Consider the following 791-nt stretch of genomic DNA (forward strand, 5'->3'; position numbering starts at 1 on the left):
TTAAGAATTTCTTCATCATATAAAGGAGTTACCTCCGACCCATAATTTAACTTCCCATTAGAATATGTAACCGGAACAGTTTTGTTATCCTCGCCAATTGTTATTGTATAATCACCTTTAATATCAGCTTGAGTGATATCTAAATCTACTTCGTATTCTTTTACTTCATCTTGATTTTTTATATAAATTCTACTAGTGTATGCCTTTAATCCCGTAAAATCTTTCTTGTCTTGTTCTAAAAATTTAAACATAGGTTCAAACGTTTTTTCAAATTCGTACTGTTCTTTTGTTCTGTTTTTGGGAATGGTCTCACCACCCAAACTACACCCATTCAGTGAAAATAGTGATATCAGTATGATGATCAAGGCAGAAAGCCATAATAAATGCTTATATTTTTTCATTTATATCTCCAAAAATAAAAAGTCTAAAACTATTATAGCATGAACATACTGGAAATGGCTTTCTATAACCATTTAGATTCATTCATAAAATACATTTAAAGACAATTGACCTATTGATAGGAAAACTTGATAGTTTAAAAGCTTTGACCTTACTCTTGTGCAAAAAAGACATTCAAGAAAATCTTAAATGCCTGTATAAATAGTGTACCAAGGATATTGCTTGTTAAACTTCTCCTAACCAGGATCGACATCAAGAAATCTTACCGTATAGCCATTATCGGTATATAGAAACTCTATTTGCAATCTCATATCTACTAATTCAGAATTTGAAGTCAAATCATAATCAACAGCAAACCCAGTCTGGTCATCATAATCATAAATCTCCAATTG

1 protein-coding gene and 1 pseudogene are annotated in these 791 nt (G+C 30.6%); both read right to left on the bottom strand.

Annotated elements, in window-relative coordinates; genetic code table 11:
• Positions 1 to 401, bottom strand: a pseudogene (locus tag GMD6S_RS09735) (hypothetical protein); the annotation flags it as partial.
• Between the two features lie 234 nt (positions 402 to 635).
• The coding region (locus GMD6S_RS13155; RefSeq protein ID WP_008294907.1) for a DUF7668 domain-containing protein at positions 636 to 791 on the bottom strand (156 nt) is incomplete at its 5' end.

Source organism: Streptococcus sp. GMD6S (assembly GCF_000297015.1).